14 protein-coding genes are annotated in these 16,474 nt (G+C 72.4%); 6 read left to right on the forward strand and 8 right to left on the reverse strand.

Features of this window, described 5'->3' with window-relative positions:
* Window positions 1–1,024 precede the first annotated feature (1,024 nt).
* Window positions 1,025–1,786, reverse strand: coding sequence for a precorrin-6A synthase (deacetylating) (gene cobF / locus ACIOD2_RS31645; protein WP_400546230.1), 762 nt, complete (start codon window positions 1,784–1,786; stop codon window positions 1,025–1,027).
* 101 nt (window positions 1,787–1,887) lie between these two features.
* Here cobF and ACIOD2_RS31650 point away from each other — a divergent pair, with 101 nt between their 5' ends.
* The 3 genes from ACIOD2_RS31650 to ACIOD2_RS31660 are packed head-to-tail and all read left to right on the forward strand — an operon-like array spanning window position 1,888 to window position 4,550.
* Complete coding sequence (locus ACIOD2_RS31650; protein WP_323336642.1) at window positions 1,888–2,094, forward strand: heavy-metal-associated domain-containing protein; 207 nt, start codon at window positions 1,888–1,890, stop codon at window positions 2,092–2,094.
* Window positions 2,095–2,099: 5 nt separating this feature from the next.
* Window positions 2,100–4,211, forward strand: a complete 2,112-nt coding sequence (locus ACIOD2_RS31655) for a heavy metal translocating P-type ATPase (protein WP_400546234.1) — start codon at window positions 2,100–2,102, stop codon at window positions 4,209–4,211.
* A gap of 57 nt (window positions 4,212–4,268) precedes the next feature.
* Complete coding sequence (locus ACIOD2_RS31660; RefSeq protein WP_247055614.1) at window positions 4,269–4,550, forward strand: metal-sensitive transcriptional regulator; 282 nt, start codon at window positions 4,269–4,271, stop codon at window positions 4,548–4,550.
* A 1-nt stretch (window position 4,551) separates the two neighbouring features.
* Here the strand turns inward: ACIOD2_RS31660 and ACIOD2_RS31665 are convergent, their stop codons facing one another.
* The 4 genes from ACIOD2_RS31665 to ACIOD2_RS31680 all read right to left on the reverse strand — a co-directional run bounded on the left by ACIOD2_RS31665 (window position 4,552) and on the right by ACIOD2_RS31680 (window position 8,249).
* The gene (locus ACIOD2_RS31665; protein ID WP_400546238.1) at window positions 4,552–5,235 is read right to left on the reverse strand and encodes a type II CAAX prenyl endopeptidase Rce1 family protein; all 684 of its coding nucleotides are present in this window, start codon (window positions 5,233–5,235) and stop codon (window positions 4,552–4,554) included.
* The gene (locus tag ACIOD2_RS31670; protein WP_400546241.1) at window positions 5,232–6,497 is read right to left on the reverse strand and encodes an ABC transporter substrate-binding protein; all 1,266 of its coding nucleotides are present in this window, start codon (window positions 6,495–6,497) and stop codon (window positions 5,232–5,234) included. The genes ACIOD2_RS31665 and ACIOD2_RS31670 overlap by 4 nt, the downstream gene beginning before the upstream one ends.
* Window positions 6,498–6,563: 66 nt before the next feature.
* Window positions 6,564–7,409 (reverse strand): M protein, encoded by an 846-nt coding sequence (locus ACIOD2_RS31675; protein ID WP_400546244.1) that lies wholly within the window; start codon window positions 7,407–7,409, stop codon window positions 6,564–6,566.
* Window positions 7,410–7,529: 120 nt separating this feature from the next.
* A complete protein-coding gene (locus ACIOD2_RS31680; protein ID WP_400546247.1) occupies window positions 7,530–8,249 on the reverse strand; it encodes an MgtC/SapB family protein in 720 nt (239 codons plus the stop codon).
* Window positions 8,250–8,370: 121 nt separating this feature from the next.
* Between ACIOD2_RS31680 and ACIOD2_RS31685 the strand changes: the two genes are divergently transcribed.
* Window positions 8,371–9,045, forward strand: a complete 675-nt coding sequence (locus tag ACIOD2_RS31685) for a maleylpyruvate isomerase family mycothiol-dependent enzyme (RefSeq protein WP_400546250.1) — start codon at window positions 8,371–8,373, stop codon at window positions 9,043–9,045.
* Between the two features lie 534 nt (window positions 9,046–9,579).
* On the opposite strand, the gene ACIOD2_RS31690 is transcribed toward ACIOD2_RS31685, so the two are convergent.
* The 3 genes from ACIOD2_RS31690 to ACIOD2_RS31700 form a co-directional block, all read right to left on the reverse strand.
* Window positions 9,580–10,908: a copper resistance CopC/CopD family protein gene (locus tag ACIOD2_RS31690; protein WP_400548841.1), complete on the reverse strand. Its 1,329-nt coding sequence runs from the start codon at window positions 10,906–10,908 to the stop codon at window positions 9,580–9,582.
* A gap of 11 nt (window positions 10,909–10,919) precedes the next feature.
* Window positions 10,920–11,498, reverse strand: a complete 579-nt coding sequence (locus tag ACIOD2_RS31695; protein ID WP_400546253.1) for a hypothetical protein — start codon at window positions 11,496–11,498, stop codon at window positions 10,920–10,922.
* A gap of 171 nt (window positions 11,499–11,669) precedes the next feature.
* Window positions 11,670–12,365 (reverse strand): winged helix-turn-helix transcriptional regulator, encoded by a 696-nt coding sequence (locus ACIOD2_RS31700; RefSeq protein ID WP_400546256.1) that lies wholly within the window; start codon window positions 12,363–12,365, stop codon window positions 11,670–11,672.
* A gap of 296 nt (window positions 12,366–12,661) precedes the next feature.
* Between ACIOD2_RS31700 and ACIOD2_RS31705 the strand changes: the two genes are divergently transcribed.
* Together ACIOD2_RS31705 and ACIOD2_RS31710 are read left to right on the forward strand one after the other, a co-directional pair.
* Window positions 12,662–14,953 carry a TOMM precursor leader peptide-binding protein gene (locus ACIOD2_RS31705; protein ID WP_400546259.1) on the forward strand — a complete coding sequence of 764 codons (2,292 nt, stop codon included), beginning with the start codon at window positions 12,662–12,664 and terminating at the stop codon, window positions 14,951–14,953.
* Window positions 14,954–14,990: 37 nt separating this feature from the next.
* A complete protein-coding gene (locus tag ACIOD2_RS31710) occupies window positions 14,991–16,430 on the forward strand; it encodes a SagB family peptide dehydrogenase (RefSeq protein ID WP_400546261.1) in 1,440 nt (479 codons plus the stop codon).
* Window positions 16,431–16,474 lie beyond the last annotated feature (44 nt).

Below are 16,474 nucleotides of genomic sequence, written 5' to 3' on the forward strand. Positions count from 1 at the left end.
CTTGACAGCGCCGATGGTACTGCAACCGAAGGGTTGTGGGAGAGTAGGACACCGCCGAACTTACGTTAGTGAAGGGCCCGGCCCGGTCGAGAACCCAGGTTCTCCCGGCCGGGCCCTTTTCTTTATGTCTAGACACGGGTGTGTCGTCCCCGCAATCACCCGAGTCGACCCCCAGTCACGCGTGTCGGCTCCCGGATCACGTGTCGACTCCCCAATCACGCGTGTCGACTCTTCGATCACGTGTCGGCTCCCGGATCACGCGTGTCGACCTCCTGATCACAGGTTCCGGCTCGCTGGTCACCAGTGCCGGCACTCGAATCACACGAGCCGGAACCCGCGATCACGGGTACTGGCTCGCTGGGGTCACGTGTCGACCCTCCAGTTACACGAGCCGACTGCCTGGGTACGCGAGCCGACCCTCGATGTGCGGGAGCTGGCCGGCCGGGTACATGAACCGACTTTCCAGGTACGTGAACCGACTGTCCGGGTACGCGAGCCGAACCTCCAGGAGTGGGAGTCGGCTGGCCGGGTATCTGAACCGGTCGGCCAAGGTTCGCGCGTTTCGGCTTCGAGCACGCGAGACCCGGCCGGGATCACGCAAGTCGCGGCTTGATCACGCGAGACTCGCGCCCGGCGCCGAGTGATGCCCGCCTGATCACGCGTGATGCCCCGCGGATCACGAGAGAAGCCCATGGGATCACGTCAGCCGGCCTTGCAGTGTCCAAGGTGGACTCTCCGAGGCTTGAATCCTTTGCCAGTGGGCGTGATCGGACGCGGGATTGGCGTGATTGCCGGCGGAACTCGCGTGATCCGAGGCGGGACTCGTGTGACCGAGGGGGCTTCACTCGTGATCGCAGGGGCATCTCGCGTGATCCGCGGGGCATCACGTGTGATGGGGAAGCCGACACGTGTGATTGGAGGGTCGACTCGCGTACCCAAAGGGTCGGCTCGCGTGCCCGGACAGTCGGGTCGCGTACCTGGGGGGTCGGGTCGCGTACTGGGGGGGCGTGTCTGGGGGGGCGGATTAGGGGGTGGGGCGGCGGAGTAGGTAGGTGTCCATGATCCAGCCGTGGCGTTCTCGGGCCGCGGCGCGGGTTTCGCGGATTTGGGTTGCCAGCGCGGGAGTGAGGGGGCCCGAGATGAGGATTTCGTCTGGTGTTCCTACGTACGCGCCCCAGTAGATCGTCAGGTCTTGGGACGTGAAGTGGTCGAAGGTGGTGTGGGCGTCCAGGAGGACGAAGACGTCGTCGACGTCCGGGGGCCAGCCTGCGGCCAGGCGGCGGCCTGTGGTCAGCTGGACCGCGCGGCCGATCTGGTTCATCGTCGTTCGGTGGCGGGCCGTCAGGGCCGAGATGCTGCTGATGCCCGGGATCACCTCGTACTCGAACTCGACGTTCCCGCGCGCCAGGACCGCCTCGATCAGCGCGATCGTGCTGTCGTACAGCGACGGGTCGCCCCACACCAGGAACGCGCCTGTCTGGGACGCGTCCAGCGAAGAGAGGATCGTGCGCTCGTAGAGCGCTGCGCGGGCTGCGTGCCAGTCGGCCACCGCTGCTCGGTAGTCGTCCGGGGTGCGGTCGCGTGGTGGGTCCGGGACGAGCACCGTGCGGTACGGGCGGGTGACGAACCGGTCGAGGATCTGCTGGCGCAGGTGGACCAGGTCGGCCTTCTCCTCGCCCTTGTCCAGCACGAAGAACACGTCGACGCGGTTGAGGCGGTCCACCGCCTGCACGGTGAGGTGCTCGGGGTCGCCGGCGCCGATCCCGATCGCGTAGAGCTTCCGCATTCCGCGAGTGTGCCCGCCGGAGCGAGCACCGCCACACTGGGGGCTGGTGGAGAACCCCTACCCCCGATGGGTATAAAGAGAGGGGAACGAGAGGAGCCCCGATGACCGAAACGACCTACACCGTCGAGGGCATGACCTGCGGGCACTGCGCCACCTCGGTACGCGAAGAGGTCTCCGAGCTCAGCGGCGTCCGCGAGGTGGACGTCGACTTCGAGAGCGGGCGCGTCACCGTGACCAGCGACACCCCGCTGACCGCCGACGCCGTGGCCGCGGCCGTCACCGAGGCCGGCTACCGCCTGGTGGCCTGACCGGCATGGCCACCGCGCAGTCCGAACGCGTCGAACTCGCCATCGGCGGGATGACGTGCGCTTCCTGCGCGGCCCGCGTCGAGCGCAAGCTCAACAAGGTCGGCGGCGTGACCGCGACGGTCAACTACGCCACCGAGAAAGCCCAGGTCAGCTACCCCGGCGGGCTCTCGGTCGAGGACCTGGTCGGCGTCGTCGAGGCCGCCGGGTACTCCGCGCGGCTCCCGGAGCCCGCGGCCCCGGCCGAGGACGGCACGCTGCGCAAGCGTTTGCTGCTCTCCGCCGTGCTCACCGTCCCCGTTCTCGCGCTCGCGATGGTCCCCGCCTGGCAGTTCGACTACTGGCAGTGGGTCTCCCTCGCGCTCGCCGCTCCGGTCGTGACGTGGGGCGCCTGGCCGTTCCACCGCGCCGCCGCGGTCAACCTGCGCCACCTCACCGCCACGATGGACACGCTGATCTCGCTCGGCGTCGTCGCTGCCACGGCCTGGTCGTTGTACGCGCTCCTGTTCGGCATGGCCGGCGAGATCGGCATGCGCCACGGCTTCGAGCTGGTCAGCACCGGCATGGCGGGCGACAACCTGTACTTCGAGGTGGCCGCCGCGGTCACCACGTTCATCCTGGCCGGCCGCTACTTCGAAGCCCGGTCCAAGCGCCGCGCCGGCGCCGCACTGCGCGCGCTGCTGGATCTCGGGGCGAAGGACGTCACGGTGCTCCGCGACGGCGACGAGCGCCAGGTGCCGATCGAGAGCCTGCACCCCGGTGACGTCTTCGTCGCCCGGCCCGGCGAGAAGATCGCCACCGACGGCGTGGTCACCGAAGGCAGCTCCGCGGTCGACACGAGCATGCTCACCGGGGAGGCGACGCCGGTCGAGGCCGGCCCGGGTGACGTGGTCACCGGCGCCACCGTCAACGTCGGCGGGCGGCTGCTCGTCCGCGCGACGCGCGTCGGCGCGGACACGCGCCTGGCGCAGCTCGCACGGCTGGTCGAGGCCGCGCAGAACGGCAAGGCGGAGGCCCAGCGCCTCGCCGACCGGGTGTCGGCGGTCTTCGTCCCGGCGGTCGTCTTCGCGGCGCTCGCCACCCTGGTCGTCTGGCTGGCGACGGGCGGCACGGAAGACCAGGCTTTCACCGCGGCCGTCGCGGTGCTGATCATCGCCTGCCCCTGCGCGCTCGGCCTCGCGACGCCGACGGCGCTGCTCGTCGGCACCGGTCGCGGCGCGCAGCTGGGCATCGTCATCAAGGGCCCCGAGGTGCTCGAGTCCACTCGCCGCGTCGACACCGTCGTGCTCGACAAGACCGGCACCGTCACCACCGGCCGGATGACGCTGGTCGAGGGGGACGGCGAGGTCCTCCGGCTGGCCGGCGCGGTCGAAGCGGCTTCCGAGCACCCGATCGCGCGGGCGATCGTCGCCACGGCCCGGGAGCGGTTCGGCACGCTCCCCGCCGTCACGGACTTCCGCAGCACCGCCGGGCTCGGCGTCACCGGTGTCGTCGAGGGCAAGCGGGTGAGCGTCGGCCGGGAAGCGGCCGGGACGTCCGGCGTGCACGTGGCCTGGGACGGCGAGGTCCGCGGACAGCTCGTCGTCGCCGACACGATCAAGCCGACGTCGGCGCGGGCCGTCGCCGAGCTGCGTGCACTGGGCCTGACGCCGGTGCTGCTGACCGGGGACAACGCGGACACGGCCCGGGCGATCGCGGCCGAGGCGGGGATCGACGAGGTCATCGCCGAGGTGCTGCCCGAAGGCAAGGTCGACGTCGTGAAGCGGCTGCAGGCCGAGGGCCGGGTGGTCGCGATGGTCGGTGACGGCGTCAACGACGCCGCCGCGCTCGCGCAGGCCGACCTGGGCTTGGCCATGGGCACCGGCACCGACGCGGCCATCGAGGCCGGCGACCTGACGCTGGTGCGCGGCGACCTGCGTGCCGCGGGCGACGCGATCCGGCTGGCCCGCCGGACGCTGGCCACCATCAAGGGGAACCTGTTCTGGGCGTTCGCCTACAACGTCGCGGCGCTGCCGCTGGCCGCGTCCGGCCTGCTCAACCCGATGATCGCGGGCGCGGCGATGGCGTGCTCGTCGGCGTTCGTGGTGAGCAACAGCCTCCGCCTGCGCCGCTTCCGCTGATACGTGGGGTGGGTATAGTCGAGGCGGAGGGATGCCAACGACGGGGACGGGTGCGCGATGACGGGTTACGGCAACGAGCGAGAGGCCTACCTCAAGCGCCTGCGCCGGATCGAAGGGCAGATCCGCGGGCTGCAGCGCATGGTCGAGCAGGACAAGTACTGCATCGACATCCTGACCCAGGTCTCGGCGGCGACGAAGGCGCTCCAGTCGTTCTCGCTGGAACTGCTCGACGAGCACCTCGCGACCTGCGTGGTCCAGGCGGCCGCGGCCGGTGGTGAGGAAGCCGACCTGAAGGTCCGGGAAGCCTCGGACGCGATCGCGCGGCTGGTGCGCTCGTAGCTCAGCGGACCAGCACCGCCAGGGTCAGGCCGCCCGCGTTGGTCGTGAAGTGCACGATGATCGACGCCAGCACGCCGTGACCTTTGTGGCGCCACCAGTGCAGGAAGACCCCGGCGACGCCGGCCGCCGCCATCGCCAGAATCTGGAGCACCACCACCGGCGTGCCGCCGAACACCGCGTGGACCGCCGCGTTGCGGCCGATCGCCAGGGCCGGCAGGTAGTGCCAGAGCCCGAACAGCGCCGCCGCGCCCAGGATCGGGGGCCAGCGCCAGCGGTCGTCCCGGGCGCCGAGCAACGCCGGCAGTACGCCGCGGAACGCGATCTCCTCGATCAGCACCGTGCCGAACAGGATGCGGCCGCACGTCAGCCAGATCAGCTGGCCGAAGTCGGGTGTGCCGACCCGGCCGTCCTGGTAGACCGTCCGCAGCGCCGGTACGGCCAGCGCGATGCCGAACACCACCGCCACCGCGGCCGCTCCGCACAGGCCCACCAACGCCGGGCGCCGCAGTTCGCGGAGACCCAGCTCGGACCACGACGACCCGGCCGCACGAGCCAGGCCGACCAGCACCAGCGCGGCCACCAGCCCGCACACCGGGTATGCCCAGCCGGGCAGCACACGGTTGGCCAGCGTGGTCGACGCGGCCAGCGTCACGACGGCCGCGACCAGGGCGAATCCTCGGATCAAGGGATGATGTCCCGCGAGTTGAGCGCGTCCGTCAGCCGTTCGCGCAGCTCGGCTGCGGTGGCGGCCGGGTCGATCTCCGACGGCGGGGACAGCACCTTCGAGATCACCGTCGACAGGTTCTGGTACGCCGGGGTCAGCGGCCGGACGGCGGCGTCGGACAGCGCGGCCAGGATGTCCGGCTTCATCGGGAACTGCGCGGCCATCGTCGAGCCGGGGTCGGCCGGGTCCAGCGGTGCCGGGTCGTCGTAGACCGACCGGGTCGTCGGGGCCAGGCCGTCCTCGATCGCCTGGTACTTCTGGCTCGCCGGGCTGCGCAGGCACAACGCCGCTTCGAAGGCCTCCGCCTTGTGCGGCGAGTACGTGCTGATCGCCAGGTTGAAACCGCCGATCGTGACGCGGCTCGCGCGCCCCGGCACCACCGACGGGTAGCGGGCCCAGCGGACGTGCGGCAGGTCCTGCGGCTTTTCCTTCGCGTAGGAGGCGTAGACGTACGGCCAGTTCAGCTCCAGCGCGCCCTGCCCGCGCTGGAACGCCTGCCGGACCTCGTCCTCCTTGGAGTTGCCCAGCGACGGGTCGGTGATCCCGGCCGTGGTGAGCGTCTTCAGCAGCTCCAGCGCGCGGACGGCGCCGTCGTCCATCAGCACGGATTTGCCGTCGTCGGACAGGATGTGCCCGCCCGCCGACGCGACCAGGGTGTTGTAGAACACGACCAGGCCCTCGTACTGGGCGCCGGTGAACAGGACGTTCGCCGGCTTCCCGGCTGCTTTCAGGGTCTTGGCCTGCGTCATCATCTCGTCGAACGTCTTCGGCGGTGACGGCGTGAGCCGGTCGTCGTACCAGAGCAGCTGGACGTTCGTGTGCTTCGTCGCCGCGTACAGCTTCCCGTTCCAGCGCGCGGTCGAGAGCGGCCCGGGCAGCACGTCCCGTGTCGCCTCGGCTTCGGCGGCGCCGGTCCACGGCACCACCCAGCCCGCCTCGGCGAACTCCGGCACCCACGTGACGTCCAGGCCGAGCACGTCCAGCGACGGGTCTTCCGCGGCGAGCCGGCGCACCATCTGCTCACGCTGGCCGTCCGCGCTGCGCGGGAGCTTGTGGTACTCGATCCGGTACCGGCCGCCCGCGGCCGCGTTGCAGGTGTCGACGACGTGCTGGAGGTTGTTCTCCGGCGAGACGTACAGGTTGATCGTCAGGCCGGAGCCGCCGCCGCACGCGCTGAGCGTGCCCGCGAGCAGCACGGTGACCAGCGGGATCGTGACGCGCATGGGTCCCCCTCACCTCGGCCGGGCGATCACCTGATCATCGGGGCAACCCGGCCGGGGGACAAGGGGTCAGCCGACGGCGTCCGAAAGATCGTCCGCCGGGGAGCGTCTCTGGACGGGCACCCGTTTCGCCATCGGCAAGGTGGCTTCGGGGTCGGACGCCGGCCGCTCGTCGAGCGCGACGGCCGCTTCGGCCAGCAAGGACCGGCAGCCGGTGAGGCTCGCGTGGAGGTTGTCGCGGACCTCGGTGAGGGCCGCGACCTCGCGTTCCGCGGCCGTGACCAGGGTTTCGGCGCGCTGGGTCGCTTCCGCCACCAGCCTGTCGGCCTTGGTGCGGGCGGCCGTGTCCTGCTCGGCCAGCTCGCGCATCGCCTCGGCCCGGCGGAGCGTCATCGCCCGCGTGTGATCGTCTTCCTGCTGCGCCCGGCGGTGCGCCGCGGCCTCGTCGAGCTCGCGACGGCGCTGCTCGGCCGCCCGCAGGAGTTCCTCGTGCTCGGTGCGCTGCCGTTCGCGATCGGCTTCGGCCGTCGCGAGGGCGTCCCGTTCCTTCTCGGTGAGCCGGACGGCCTCGAGCTCCGCCTCACGCTTGATCCGTTCGGCGGATTCCGTTGCCCGCGCGGTGATTTCGGTCGCTTCCTCGCGGGTGAGCTCGATCATCCGGCGCGAGCGCTCCTGCAGCGCGTCCGCGGCGATCGGGGTCCGGCTGATCCGGTCGATCTTCAGCCGGAGCTCACGGTTCTCCTCGGCGAGCGCGGCCGCGCGACGCGCCGCGGCGTCGCGTTCGGCGGTGAGTCTGGGGATCTCGGCTTCGGCCCACTCGACGTATTCGACGACCTGCGCGCGTTGAAAACCGCGCCACGCCAGGTCGAATCCGGGCCGCGTGCGCGCCACGTCCTCGCCACCGCCGGGGGCCATGTCTCACCTCCGAATTGGATGGTTTCTCCTCGGCCGCACGTTTTCCTTGCGGTACCGGGGATTCCCGTGTGCTCTCCAGTGTGCCGCAAACCCGCCCCCGCGCGCTGCCCGGGCGGGTGATCATTCGTCGAGCGGTTCTCCGGCGCCGGTGGACGTGCTCCGGACGCCGGGCAGTTCGGCGAGTTCGGCGGCGAGGTCGTAAAGATCACCTCGCCCGTCGAGCCGCAGCGTGACGACCGCGATCCGTTGCCCCTCCTCGGAAACCGACTCGTGGTCGACCTCCACATGGTGCACGGACCAGCCGCGCCCGGTGCACACGGCGAGCGCCGCGCGCAGCACGCCTTGGCCGTCGGCGTAGGTCAGCCGCACCACCGGTGGCTCGCGGCGGTGGCGTGCGACGAACCGCTGCAGCGGCGGAAACCCCCGTGTCACCACGAAGTGCCCGATGGTCGTGCCGACCGCGAGCACCGGCAGGCCGGCGCCGCACGCCGTGCCGACCGCGGCGGTGAGCCAGATCGTCGCGGCCGTGGTCAGCCCGCGGACCGCGTCGCGGCGGACGAAGATCAGCCCGCCGCCGATGAAGCCGATGCCGGAGACGATCTGCGCGGCGATCCGCGACGGGTCGAGCGCGACGTGATCGGTGCCGAGCAGGTCGGCGAAGCCGTACTTCGACACCAGCATGAACACGGCCGAGCCGACGCCGACCAGGCTGTGCGTCCGCAGGCCGGCGGCCTTCATCCCGGCTTCGCGCTCCAGGCCGATGGCGACGCTGAGCAGCAGCGCGAGCAGTACCGGCGGCAGCAGCTCCCACTGCGCCGACGTGGACCACAGTGTGGGCAAGGTCACGACCTCCCGGGGTCTCGGTGCGCCCGGCGACCCCGCAAGCGAGGAGAACCTCCGGGGCCGTCACCAGGGCATACTGGGCGGATATCACCGATCGTGCCAGGGTGAGGTGGAGTGCGTGACAGTGCGTCGGCCGGTCCAGGCTCCGGACTTCGTGGGATACCCCGAGGTGCGGCGCGGCATCCGCGCGCTGCTCGGCGGGCGGGACGGCCTGGACGTGCGGCCGGTCCCGGCGTGTCCCGAGTGGACCGTCACGGACCTGCTCACGCACCTGACGGGCATCGCCGAGCGCGTGCTCGTGCGCCACGGCGGGACACCGCCGGCGGCTCCCGCGCCCCGCGACGTCCCCGGCCTGCTCGACCGCTGGGACACCGTGGGCGAGGAGGTCGACCGGCTGCTCGCCGAGGCGGGCGGGCGCAGCGGCGAGATCCTGGTGATGGACGCCTACACCCACGAACTCGACCTGCGCGCCGCGCTCGGCGTGGCGCCGCCGGACGAGCACCTCGCCTGGGCCCCGAGCTTCGAGGTGCTGGTCCGCGGGTTCTCCGGCTCGGTCGCCGGCCGCGGCCTGCCGCCGCTGCGCGTCCGCACGACCGGCGGTGGCGAGTGGAAGGTGGGGCACGGCCGGGCGACGGCATCGCTGACCGCGCCCGCCCACGACCTCTACCGCGCCCTCGCCGGCCGGCGTTCGGCGGCGCAGCTGGCGGTGCTGGAGTGGAGCGAGGCGCCGGAGCCGTGGTTGCCCGCGTTCACCTGGGGGCCGTTCGTGCCGCCGGTGGTGCCGGGCGTGTGAGGTCGGGATCTGCTTGGTGAGGTCGCCGTGGCTCTGGTCCGGCTGGTGTTCGGTGGCGGGGCTGGTGGTGTTGGGGCGAGGCGCCGGAGCCGTGGCTGTCGGCGTTGACCTTGGGGCCGTTCGTGCCGCCGGTGGCGCCGGGTGTCTGAGTTCGGGACCTGCCTGGTGAGGTCACTGTGGCTCTGGTCCGGCTGGCGTTCGGTGGCGGGGCTGGTGGTGTTGGGGTGAGGCGCCGGAGCCGTGGCTATCGGCGTTGACCTGGGGGCCGTTGGCGCGGGGTGTCTGAGGTCGGGATCTGCTTGGTGAGGGCGCCGTGGCTCTGGTCCGGCTGGTGTTCGGTGGCGGGGGCTGGCGGTGCTGGAGTGAGGCGCTGGAGCCGTGGTTGCCGGCGTTCACTGGGGGCCATTGGTGCCGGGCGTGTGCGTTCGGGACTTGCCTGGTGAGGTCGCCGTGGCTCTGGCCCAGGCGGCGCAGCTGGCTACCGGCGTCACCTGGGACCTGCCGGGCGAGGTCACCGTGGCCGGGAGGTTGAGCTCAGCCTCCCGGCGAGGTCACCGTGAGGACCGCGGCCAGGCCCAGCACCAGCACGGACAGCACGACCTCGGTGCCGACGGCCAGGCGCAGCCGACGCAAATCGGCCGTTACCGTGGCCGTGCCGCCCGACGATCTGACCGTGATGCCGCGCTGCACCGCGCGGCGTGACACACGCGCCACGGCCAGCAGTGCGGCGAACCCGGCGATCTTCAGCAGCAGGATCAGGCCGAAGCCGGTGGTCCAGAGCGTCGAGAGGGACGGCATGATCCGCAGCGCGAGCACGGCGCCGCTGACCGCGACCGCGAAGACCGCGCTGCCGGCCAGCCGGGAGAACCGGGTGACGACCGGGCCGAGGTCCTCGCCGGCGGCGGGGCGGCGCAGGGCGAGAGCGAGCTGGACCAGGCCGCCGGCCCAGACCGCGATGGCGCCGTAGTGCACCAGGTCCGCGCCGACCGAGACGAACATGATCGGGTCGGTCACCGGGTGGCCGGTCGCCGAGAAGCTCAGCAGCACGAGGAAGCCGGTCACCATCGCGCCGTTTTCGTACCGCGCGCGCAGCCGCTCGGGCAGCGCGGGTGCCAGCAGCCGCGGCAGGAGGACCGCCAGTACGGCGACGGCGGCCAGCCGCAGCAGCAGGAGCTTGCCGTAGGCCACTCGCAGGGTGTCCGAGAGCAGTCCGGTGTCGAGGACGGCACCCAGGCCGCGCCCGGCGGCGTACGGGCCCTGGAGCACGAGCGCGGCGACCGCCGTCACGGCGGTGAGCCCGGCCCCCCACGACAGCAGGCGCCGGGTCCGCGGGTCGGTGCCGCTGTCCGGGCGGCACGTCCGCACGAACACGAGCCCGCCGAGCAGCACCACCCCGACGTAGGAGAGCCAGCGGAACGCCGTGGAGAGGACGTCGACGACGGGGTCGGTGCCGGTCGCGGCCGCGACCGCGCCCGCCGAGGTGATCAGCGGGCCGGTGCCGACGACGAAGGCGAACGTGCCGCGCACCGGGTGGGAGTCGGCGGAGACGAAGGCGTATTCGACGAGGTAGCTGCCGTCGGGCAGGTCCGGCCGCAGCCGGACGGCGACCTGCTCGGCGACGTCGCCCGGCTGGAACACCGGGCCGGTGTCGGCCTCGGTGCCCTGGGTGTCGACGACCTTCAGCGAGCCCGGCTGGATGCCGACGTTCTCCGACAGCGTCACCGACACCTCGGCGGGCGCCGCGGTCAGCCGGGTGCCGTCACCCGGCGTCGAGGAGATGATCTCGACGTGCGCCGACGCCGGAGCGGCGGTGAGCACCAGCCAGCCGGCCAGGAAGGCCAGCAGGGCCAGTGCCCGCCGCAGCGCCCGGCGGCTCACGAGCCGGACAGCGCCGGTGCCTGCGGCTTCAGCCCGCAGGTGCAGCCGGTGAGCTCGTGCTCGGCCTTCGACGCGCGCCGGTGCAGCACGACGGCCACGATCATCGGGATGGTGACGATCGTGTTGTAGAACAGGTGCAGCTCCACCCGCGGGATCAGCAGCTGGATGATGCTGGTGGGCACCTTCTGCCCGGCCAGCCGCCAGCCGGACTGGGCCTGGATGAACAGCAGCAGGTGCTCGATGTGGTGCCAGAACTGGATGCCCAGCGCCAGGTTCCACCACTGCCGCGAACGGCCCGCGAACCCGTGCCGCAGCACCCACAGGAACACCAGCATGACGAGCGCGTAGCCGTAGTGCAGCCACTCCTGGGAGATCAGCCACGGGAACGGCATGCCGAGCACGCCCCTGGCCCGTGACGTCGGCCAGCCGAGCCCGTAGATCTGGACGGCCTGGACGATGTGCTCGGCCCAGTGCGCGATGACGATGATCATGAACACCGCGAGGGCGCGGTGGTGGTAGCGGCTGTTGAGCCCGCCGAGGAAGCCCGTGGGCCGGGCGAGTTCGGACGTCGACATGCTGACCCCAGTTTTCGCGTGTACGCCAATGTCTTGGTGCGTAGACGATAGCCGTTCGAGCGGTCTGTCTCGTTACTCCAGATTGCCGACATCGCAACGGAAAATGCGGCAGACAGCGGATTGCGCACCGGCGGGCGGGCGGAACGGCGCCACCCGTCGGCGCGGGAAGGGTCAGTGGAGGGCGAGCCCGGTCGGGCGCTCCGGCGCCGGCGGGATGTGGAACAGGCGGGTGAACAGCTCGAGGTGGGCCGGGTCGCCGTCGATGCGTACCTTGCCGCTGGTGATGGCGTCCTGGGCGCCGAGCTTGCCGTTGAACAGGTCGATCATCGCCGGTCCCTGCGGCTCGATCACCAGGTCCGCCGCGGGCAGCGCGCCCGCCGCGCACTTCAGCGCGCCGTCGTCGACCATCGCGTGCACGATCATCTCGCCGCCCAGGTGGTGCAGCTCGTAGTTGACGTGCACGCCGGACGCGGCCTCCTCCTGGAAGGTCGTGTACAGCGAGATGATCGCCGTGTCCAGGGTGAACACCTCGTCGGCGCGGGGGTAGGTGAGCGAGCGGGCGCCCCACAGCCCCAGCTCGAGGACGATGTGGTCGAGCTCGTTGCCGTATTCGGTGAGCTCGTAGACGACGCCGGCGTCCAGCTGGGACAGCACGCGGCGGCGGACCACCCCGGCCTCCTCCAGCTCGTTCAGCCGCGAGGTGAGGATGCTGACCGGGATCCGCGGCAGGGTCTGCTGCAGGTCGGTGAACCGCTTCGGGCCGAGCACCAGGTCACGGACGACGAGCAGCGACCAGCGTTCGCCGACGATCTCGAGCGCCCGTGCCAGGCCGCAGAACTGTCCGTAGGTGCGAGCAGAGGTAGGCATACTCGGGTCCTCACTTGTCTCGGGTTCAGACCGGGCACCGCCGGCTCGCGCGTGGCCGCGGGGTCCGCTACGGTGCCTCAGTCGCCGTGTCGAACTCCCGGCGTCTCCGTCTACGGTGACGGCTCGGCACGTGACCCGGCCAGTGGGATCCACACCGCTACCACATGCGTTGCCCAGGTGGGGACGTGCAATTCGCACGACTTCGCGGTGCCTCGCGCACTGGCTGCGAGTCCCCCCGGAGGAGCAGGATTCGGACACTCGTCCCGCACTACCCTCGCAGACCGGCAGGAGTGCTCATGCGCAATCCAGCGGTGGACAGGACTGGTGCGCTCAAGGCGGGCGGGCAGGTGACCGCCGGGCCGACGCTGGCGTTCAAGCGCCACCTGCGCGCGGAGGTGCGGGCCGGGAAGGGCGCGTACCTGTTCTCGGAACAGGGTGTCATAGCCATGCGCGGCGCGCAGATCGAATCACTGGCGACCCTGCTCGACGGGACCCACGACCTCGAAAGCCTGCTCCGCTACCGTCCCGGCGGGATGCCGCCGGACCAGGTCCGCGCGCTGCTGGCCCAGCTCGTGCAGGCCGGGCTGGTGACGGTGCGGGAGCAGGGCGGGCAGGACGACGAGCGGGCGCTGGCCTACTGGGACGCCTGCGGGGTGGACGCCGAACGGCTCGCGACCCGCGAACGGCCGAGCCGGGTCCGGCTGATCACCGTCGGGGACGACATCGGGACCGAGCGGGTGCGCGCGGCGCTGACCGACGCCGACGTCGAGGTGGTCACCGGCGGGACCGACGTCGCCGACCTGTCCGTGGTGCTCTGCTCCGACTACCTCGACCCGCGCCTGGCCGCCGTGGACGCCGCGCACCGCGCCGGCGGCCGTCCGTGGCTGATCGCGCGGCCGTTCGGCGCCCAGGTCTGGATCGGGCCGGTGCTGCGGCCCGACGGCGGCTGCTGGCACTGCCTGACCCACCGGCTGTGGGGCCACCGGCACGCCGAGGCGTGCGTCCAGGAGGTGCTCGGCCACGACGGGCCCGCGCGGCGCCCGGTCTCCGCCGTGCCGCCGCTGACCGCGGCCGCGGCCCACTTCGTCGCGCTCGAGGCGTGCAAGTGGCTCGCCGGCTACCGCTACGAAGGCCAGCAGTGCGTGTGGACGCTCGACACGCTCGACCTGCAGGGCCGGCTGCACGAGCTGCGCCGCCGCCCGCAGTGCGCCGGCTGCGGCGACACCGGGCTGGTCGCCCGGCGCTCGGGCGCCCCGGTCGTGCTGCAGCCGGCGAAGAAGGTGACCTCGGGCGGCGGCGGGCACCGCACCGCGACGCCGGCGCAGATGCTCGAGCGGCACCGGCACCTGATCAGCCCGATCACCGGCATCGTCAAGGCGGTGCGGCCCGATCCGGCGGCCCCCGCGTTCGCCAACGCCTACCACTCCGGCCCGAACGTGACCCGGGGGATCACCGGGATGGCCGCGCTGCGGGCCGGGCTGCGCTGCCAGAACGGCGGCAAGGGCGTCACCCCGCTCGACGCCGAGGTCGGCGCGCTGTGCGAGGCCGCGGAGCGGTTCTCCGGCAGCTACCAGGGTGACGAGCTGCGCGTCCGCGCCACCTTCGCCGAGCTCGGCGAAGAAGCCTTGCACCCCAACGACTGCATGCTGTTCGCCGAGCGGCAGTACGACGACCGGGAGACCTGGAACGCCGAGCACGCCGACTTCCAGCGGGTGCCCGAGCGGTTCGACACCGAAGCGGCGATCGACTGGACGCCGGTGTGGTCGCTGACCGGGCGGCGCCGGCTGCTGCCGACGGCGCACCTGTACTACGGCACGCCCGGCGCGCGCGGGGTGCACGCCGACTCGAACGGCGCGGCGGCGGGCAGCAGCCTGGAGGACGCGATCCTGCAGGGCGCGCTCGAGCTCGTCGAACGCGACGCCGTGGCGCTGTGGTGGTACAACCGCGTCCCGGTGCCGGGGGTGGACCTGAACTCCTTCGGCGACCGGTGGCTGGAGGAGATGACCCGCAACTACGGGGGCATCGGCCGCCAGCTGTGGGTGCTCGACCTGACCTCGGACCTCGGGGTGCCGGTGATGGCCGCGCTGTCGCGGCGCACCGACGGCCCGCGCGAGGACGTCATCCTCGGCTTTGGCGCCCACCTCGACCCGCGCATCGCGGTGCGCCGCGCGGTCACCGAGCTCAACCAGATGCTGCCGATCGTGCTGGCCGCCGGCCACGAGCTGGACGACCCGGACGCGCGCCGCTGGCTGGAGTTCGCCACCGTCGCGAACCAGCCCTACCTCCGGCCGGCGGCCGGGGAGCGGATGCGGGCGGCGGGCGACTTCCCGTTCGTCGAGCGCGACGACGTCGGCGACGACGTCGAAGCGCTGGCCACGACGCTCGGCGGGGCCGGCCTCGAGCTGCTGGTGCTCGACCAGACCCGCCCCGACGTCGGGATCCCGGTCGTCAAGGTGCTCGCACCCGGCCTGCGGCCGCTGTGGGCCCGCTTCGCCCCGGGCCGCCTGTTCGACGTGCCCGTGCGGCTCGGCAGGCTCGACGCCCCGACGCCGTACGACCGGCTCAACCCGCTGCCCATGTTCCTGTAGCTCCACCCACTCGCGGTACCCGCTCTAGGAGTTCGCTGTGCCTGCTGACCGCCCGGAAGCGGGCTCGGAGACCGTCCGGCTCTGGTCGTTCACCGAAGACACCCTGCTGGAGAACGGGGAGGACGACACCCTGGTCGCGGTCACGTGGTGGGGTGAGTACGAGCTGCCGCACATCGCCCCGCAGGTGCGCGACTCGCTGGGCCGGATGCTGCTGGGGCCGGTTTCGATGGACAACCTCGCCTCGTCGATGCCGGACGCCGCCGGCGCCTGGCTGGGGATGCTGCGCAAGGTCCTCGAACGGCTGGCGGGCTCGGTGGTCCACTCGGTCGGCCTCAGCGACGGCCGCGGGCCGGTGCTCTCGGCCATCCCGGTGACCCAGGCGCCGGTGTTCTCCGCCGAGCCCGTCCCGCCCGGCCGGCTGGTCAAGCTCTCGCGGTTCGCCACGATGCGGCCGGACGGCGGCGCGCTCGTCGTCGAGTCGCCGCGCGCCCGCTACCGGCTCGCGCTGCTGCGGCGGCCCGCGGTCACCGTCGCCTCGTCGCTGGCCGGGCCCGTCACCGTCGAGCAGGTCGCGGCGGACAGCGGGCTGCCGGAGCCGGTCGTCGCCGACATCGTCGCCTTCCTGGTGGCCGCGGGGGTGGCGCTGGCCGCCGGGCCGGAGGCGGAGTTCGCCGAGGACACCGACACCGACCTGGCGGTGTGGCCGCCGGAAGACCTGATGTTCCACTCCCGCAGCCGGACCTGGCAGAAGGTCGGCCCGCTGGAGCCGGGTGGCGACCGGTCGGGGCCGGAGCCGCCGGTGCTCAAGCCGCTCCCCGCCGGCCCGGCGATCCCGCTGCACCGCCCGGACCCGGTGACCGTCGGGTCCGACGGCGCGAGCCTGACCTCGCTGCTCGAACACGACCACAGCTGCCCGGAGTCGAACGGCCGGAGCCTCACCGCCGAGCAGGTGGGCGAGTTCCTCTTCCGGGCCGCCCGGGTCCGCTCGATCGGCCCGGCCCACCTCCCCGGCTGGCCCACCCACGAGGCGTCCCAGCGGCCGTACTTCAGCATCGGCTGCCTCTACGAGCTGGAGATCTACCTCAGCGTCAACCGCTGCGCCGGCCTGGCGCCCGGGATCTACCACTACGACCCGCTCGGGCACGCGCTCACGCCGGTCAACGACGACCCCGCGGCGCTGGCCGCCCTGCTCGACCTCGCGATGATCGGCGCCGGCGGCCACCGGCGCCCGCCGGTCCTGCTCACGATCACCGCGCGGCTGGCGCGGACCGCGTGGGTCCTCGGCAAGGCCGCGTACGCGACGACCCTGGTGCACGTCGGCTGCCTGCAGCAGATCCTCTACCTGACCGGGCTGGCGATGGGGCTGACCGCACACGCCGTGCCGGTCGACGCGGGCGACCGGGTGGACCGCACGCTGGGGCTGGCGTGGCCGGCCGAGGTCAGTGTCGGAGAGTGCGTGCTGGACCTGCCGGGGTGACGCCGTTCCGGTGACTGGCCGTCGCCGGAGCCGACCTCCTGTTA

Origin of the sequence: Amycolatopsis sp. NPDC088138 (genome assembly GCF_044741685.1) — a bacterium.
Lineage (GTDB): Bacteria > Actinomycetota > Actinomycetes > Mycobacteriales > Pseudonocardiaceae > Amycolatopsis.

Excerpts from the sequence above, each read along its gene's own strand:
- cobF (WP_400546230.1), bottom strand. The coding sequence starts at position 1,786 with ATGCGGAAGCTCTACGCGATCGGGATCGGCGCCGGCGACCCCGAGCAC.
- ACIOD2_RS31650 (WP_323336642.1), top strand. The coding sequence starts at position 1,888 with ATGACCGAAACGACCTACACCGTCGAGGGCATGACCTGCGGGCACTGC.
- ACIOD2_RS31655 (WP_400546234.1), top strand. The coding sequence starts at position 2,100 with ATGGCCACCGCGCAGTCCGAACGCGTCGAACTCGCCATCGGCGGGATG.
- ACIOD2_RS31660 (WP_247055614.1), top strand. The coding sequence starts at position 4,269 with ATGACGGGTTACGGCAACGAGCGAGAGGCCTACCTCAAGCGCCTGCGC.
- ACIOD2_RS31670 (WP_400546241.1), bottom strand. The coding sequence starts at position 6,497 with ATGCGCGTCACGATCCCGCTGGTCACCGTGCTGCTCGCGGGCACGCTC.
- ACIOD2_RS31675 (WP_400546244.1), bottom strand. The coding sequence starts at position 7,409 with ATGGCCCCCGGCGGTGGCGAGGACGTGGCGCGCACGCGGCCCGGATTC.
- ACIOD2_RS31695 (WP_400546253.1), bottom strand. The coding sequence starts at position 11,498 with ATGTCGACGTCCGAACTCGCCCGGCCCACGGGCTTCCTCGGCGGGCTC.
- ACIOD2_RS31700 (WP_400546256.1), bottom strand. The coding sequence starts at position 12,365 with ATGCCTACCTCTGCTCGCACCTACGGACAGTTCTGCGGCCTGGCACGG.
- ACIOD2_RS31705 (WP_400546259.1), top strand. The coding sequence starts at position 12,662 with ATGCGCAATCCAGCGGTGGACAGGACTGGTGCGCTCAAGGCGGGCGGG.